At 70.3% G+C, this 4,547-nt stretch carries 4 protein-coding genes; all 4 read right to left on the minus strand.

Annotated elements, in window-relative coordinates; genetic code table 11:
• Positions 1-122: 122 nt before the first annotated feature.
• Positions 123-1,463 (minus strand): flavin monoamine oxidase family protein, encoded by a 1,341-nt coding sequence (locus tag ABDW21_RS16190; RefSeq protein WP_343603124.1) that lies wholly within the window; start codon positions 1,461-1,463, stop codon positions 123-125.
• Positions 1,464-1,680: 217 nt separating this feature from the next.
• Positions 1,681-2,796, minus strand: coding sequence for a hypothetical protein (locus ABDW21_RS16195; protein ID WP_343603123.1), 1,116 nt, complete (start codon positions 2,794-2,796; stop codon positions 1,681-1,683).
• 13 nt (positions 2,797-2,809) lie between these two features.
• Positions 2,810-3,907 (minus strand): phosphotransferase family protein, encoded by a 1,098-nt coding sequence (locus tag ABDW21_RS16200; protein ID WP_343603126.1) that lies wholly within the window; start codon positions 3,905-3,907, stop codon positions 2,810-2,812.
• Positions 3,908-4,043: 136 nt separating this feature from the next.
• Positions 4,044-4,457 (minus strand): hypothetical protein, encoded by a 414-nt coding sequence (locus tag ABDW21_RS16205; RefSeq protein ID WP_343603122.1) that lies wholly within the window; start codon positions 4,455-4,457, stop codon positions 4,044-4,046.
• Positions 4,458-4,547: the final 90 nt, after the last annotated feature.

A 4,547-nucleotide genomic window follows, 5' to 3' on the forward strand; every position in this document is an offset into this window, starting at 1 on the left:
GATGAGGAGGAGCCGCGCTCATAGCCGCGCGGGCGACGATGCAGAGTGAAGCGATGAGGAGGAGCCGCGCTCATAGCCGCGCGGGCGACGATGCAGAGTGAAGCGATGAGGAGGAGCCGCGCTCATAGCAGAGCGGCGACCTCGGCGGCGGCCCGCTGCCCGGAGCGCACCGCCCCGTCGAGGAAGCCGGTCCACTCGTCGGCGGTCTCGGTGCCGGCCCAGTGCACGGCGCCCACCGGACGGCGCAACCACGGGCCGTAGCGCGTCCAGGATCCCGGCGGGACCGCGGCGGTCGGACCTCCGGGAGCGAATTCCTCTGAGCCCCAACGGTGGTCGACGTAGTCGAGGGGTGTGAGCGCGTCCTCGCCGAACAGCGACGCGAAGCAGTCCAGTGCGCGCCGGCGGCGCTGCTCGGCGGGTAGCGCGTCGAAGGTGCGGGCATCGACGAAGCCCAACAGGATCCCAGGCCCGTCGGGTTGCGGGCTGACGTCGAAGGTGATGAAGACCGGGCCCTCGTCGGACAGCGCCTCGCCGGAGCGGCCGCCGGCCCGCCAGAACGGGGTGGGGTAGGCCGCGTAGGCCTTGGACAGCCGGCCCTGCGGCCAACACCTGGCCAGCTGGGTGTGTTCGGCCGGCAGCGGGGGAGTGAAGTCGATGTCCGCCCGGTGGGCCGGCGGGATGGCGAGGATGGCGAACCGGGCGTCGGCACTGCCCCGCTCGCACGTGATGCCGACGCGGCCGTCGTGCTGGTCGACGCGACGCACGGCGGCGTCCAGCACGACACGCTCGCCGAGTTCGGCGGCCATGGCGTCGGCGATCTGCTGCGTGCCGGCGGCGAACCGGTCCTGCTGTGCGCCGCCGCGCACGTCGAGCAGCCGGTCCAGGCCGCCGGCCGCGGCCACGTAGCGGGCTGCGTGCAGCATGGAGACGTCGTTGGGCTCGCAGCCCCAGGTCACCCTCGCCATGACGGCCAGCAGATCGCGGGCCGTGGCCCCGGCGTGGATCGACCGCAACCAGCCGCCGAGCGACAAGCTGTCCAGCCGCGCCGCGCGCCGCGCGGTCCACGGGTCCGGCAGCGGGACCGTGCGCGCCAGTCGTTCGAATTGCCAACGCACCCTGCCGATGTCGAGCAACCCGCCCAGCGAAAGCCGGGGGATCGTGCCGGAATAGGAGCGCACCATGCCGCGCCACCGGATGACGTTGGCGCCGTCGCAGTAGGTCGGCACGGTGGGGATCCCGAGCTCGCCGGCCAGTGCCAGCACGGCATCCTGGGTCGGCCCGACGAACGTGCCACCCAGGTCGACGGGGATGCCGGCGACGTGGCCGGTGTGCGAGCGCCCGCCCACCCGGTCACGGCCCTCCAGCACCAGCACGTCGTGCCCGAGGCGCATCAGCTCGCGGGCGGCGGTGAGGCCGGCGAAACCGGCCCCCACCACGACGACGTCGGCGTTCCAGTCGGACATGCGGATAAGTCAACCGCATCGCCCACGTCCCGGCGCACCCGGCGGCCGGGGTTGTTCTTGATCCACCCGACTGAGTCGCCGAGACCACGTGTCGCGACGGGACCTCTCAACGCTATGGACCTCTCAACGCTATGGCAGCTCTCGAGGTTTCACTCAGTTTCAGCCGTTGCGGCTCACCTGAGGGTCGGTGCACCGGGGTGCAGGTTCGGTCGCCGCGCTACGGTGCCACTGCCAGCCAGTCGGCGAACCCCGTCGGGTCGTGGCGGCCCAGCACGGCGTGCTCGTAGAGCCCCCAGCCTTCCGCTGGCGCACCGTCGCCGTCGCGGCACACCGCGCGGCCCACGTGGTCGACGACCCCGAAGCCGGACCGGGTGACGACCGCCGGGTCGGTCATGTCGTAGGTCAGCCGCTGGGTGAACTTCTCGCCCTTCCACATGCCGTGCAGCCAATCCGGGTCGCCGCCGTAGCCGCCGCCGACGTGGATCGGCACGGCCAGCTTGGACTCCACCTCGAAGCGCACCGGGGTGCCGTCGGGGGCGGTCGCGTCGATCGTCGCGCCGGTCGGGATCCGGGTGCCCGACCGGTAGCGGGTGGCGACGCGCGGCCAGCCCAGCTGCTCGACGCGCCCGTCGCGCCAGATGCGGGTGCAGTCGTTGAGCGAGCGAAACCCGTCGGGCGCCTCCTGGATGATCAGCACGACGGCGAAGTCGTCGAACGCCATCGGCATGTACAGCCACCACATTCCTTCGAACGGCGGATCGGTGGGCCGGCCCGCCGGTTCGGGTTCGCCGATCGGGCGGATGCCCCAGGACCGGTCCCGGCTGCCGATCCAGACGGCCGGGTCGACGGGAATCTCCTCGCCGTCGAGCACGATTCGCCCGCTCCAGCTGCCGAGTTGGGCAAAGCGCTGGGCGTCCAACGTGATTCGGTTGCCGGACCGCATGATGTGCGGCTGCTCCCGCACCGGGTCGAACAGTCCCCGCCAGATCAGGTCGACGGCGACGCCCTCGGTCTCCTCGAGGATCACCCGCAGGGTGTGCAGCGGTTCGACCACCTCGATCCGGTAGCCGCCGACGTGCTGGTGCAGCCGGTCGGAGTCGATGGCGTCGGACAGGTGCACCGCGGTCTGGGTGTCGGCGCGGCGGATCAGCACGAACGCGTCCTTGACGCCGAGGTTGGGGTAGTAGCCGATGCCGGTGATCAGGAAGATGTCGCCGGTGCGGTCGTGGGCGTTGAGGTAGGCACGGTCGTAGAAGTTACGGTCCGACGACCCCGGCCAGGCGATCGGCTGTGGGAGCTGGTGAACCGGGTATTCGTCGAGCGGTCCGAGCATCAGGCCTCTCCCATCAGGCTTCTCCCATCAGGCTTTTCAGCAGCGCGGCGTGGTAGAACAACGATTCGGGGTCGTCGGGTTTTTCCGCCTCGCCGAAGTGCACCCGCCGCGCGCCGGTGCGCATGAACACGCACGCCCACATCACTGCGCAGTAGACGTAAAACCAGCGCAGGTCGGCGAGTTCGACGCCGGTGAGCCGACGGTAGGTGGCGCGCACGTCGTCCTCGCGCATCACATCCGGCAGGCCCGGTAGCGCCGCTAAACCGGCGAGTTCCTGAAAAACCATGTGCGCGAATATCATCCATGCGACGTCCAGCTCGCGCGGTCCGAGCGTCACCATCTCCCAGTCGAGCACCGCGACGGGCCGGAAATCCCGGTAGAGCACGTTGCCCACCCGGGAGTCGCCCCAGCACAGCACCGGCTCGCCGGTGTCCGCGTCGTGCGGCCAGTGGGTTTGCAGCCAGTCGAAGGCGCGTTCCAGCAGCGGTGAGCCGCCGATGTCGGGCACCGCGAAGTCGTACCAGGACCGCACCCACGCGACGTGCCGGCGCAGCGCGGTCGCACCGGTGCGGCCGTCGTCCAGGAACGCAAATGTGTTCGCCGCGTTCGGAATTGAGTGCAGCCGGGCCAGCACGTCGACGGTGGCGTCCTGCAGTTCACGCTGCCGGTCGGCGGGTGCGTCGGCGAACCAGTTGTTGCCGAAGGTGTAGGGCATCACGTCCGGCGGCACCACGCCGTCGACGTAATCCATCAGGAAGAACGGCGTGCCCAGCACGTCGCCGGTGGTTTCGATCCAGCGCACCGGCGGGACGGGCACGTCGGTGAGTTCGCCGACCAGGCGCATCACCTCGAATTGGTGATCCAGCCGGTAGGACGGGAACACCGGGACGTCCTTGGCGGCGGGCGCCACCCGCGCCACCAGCTTCTGCTCGACCGGGGGGCCGGTGTCGCCCCAGCGGGCGGTCAGGATCAGGGTTTCCGACGACATGCCGGTGGCGTCGACTCCACTGTGCAGGATCACCTGCGGTGTCACTCCGCCGGGCGACACGGTGGCGAGCCACTGCGCCAATACCTGCGGCAGCGTGCTGACGTCGCGACTGGACCGTTGCATCGGGCCGATGTCGGTGCTGACGGGTTCGGTGGCCACCGGCGCCTCCTTCTCGTGAGGCAATGTACGGCACGGCAATGGCGCGCGAGGCCGCTTCGGTGCGGATGTCGAAGGCCTGCGGGTGGGTGGGAGTGGGCCGTCAGTGCTCGACCGGCCAGTGCTCGACGGTGATGTCGTCCATCGGGAAGTCGGCGGGATTGCCCGTCGCCAGGCGGGCATCGGTACCAGCAGTGGCGGCGGCGATCAGGCAGTCGGCCGGGTGCAGGGTGACCCCGCGGGCGGCGAACTGGCAGCGCCAGCCTCCCGCGCGAACTCCTTCGGACGGCCCCAGCGGTGCACAGCGCAACCCGCGCGCCAGCCGATCTGCGACGGCGTCTTCGCCGAGAAGCAGTCCGCGCCAGATCTCCTCGATCGAGATCGCGCAAGTCCACCGATGCTCGTCGTCGAGCCCGCGGCGGATCAGCTCTGCGATGAACGCGCTGCGCCGCCTGCTTCCAGGCCGGCGGTCGAGTTCGGCAACGAGCTCGTTGTCGACGGTGATGTGCACTCGCATGTGCCACACATATCCCACTTTCGGCCCACTTTCGGTCCACTTGCGGCACTTCTACCGGCACGGCACATCGAAGGACGCGCTGTTGACCTA

Source organism: Mycobacterium sp., from assembly GCF_039583805.1.
Lineage (GTDB): Bacteria > Actinomycetota > Actinomycetes > Mycobacteriales > Mycobacteriaceae > Mycobacterium.

Excerpts from the sequence above, each read along its gene's own strand:
- ABDW21_RS16195 (WP_343603123.1), bottom strand. The coding sequence starts at position 2,796 with ATGCTCGGACCGCTCGACGAATACCCGGTTCACCAGCTCCCACAGCCG.
- ABDW21_RS16205 (WP_343603122.1), bottom strand. The coding sequence starts at position 4,457 with ATGCGAGTGCACATCACCGTCGACAACGAGCTCGTTGCCGAACTCGAC.
- ABDW21_RS16200 (WP_343603126.1), bottom strand. The coding sequence starts at position 3,907 with ATGCAACGGTCCAGTCGCGACGTCAGCACGCTGCCGCAGGTATTGGCG.
- ABDW21_RS16190 (WP_343603124.1), bottom strand. The coding sequence starts at position 1,463 with ATGTCCGACTGGAACGCCGACGTCGTCGTGGTGGGGGCCGGTTTCGCC.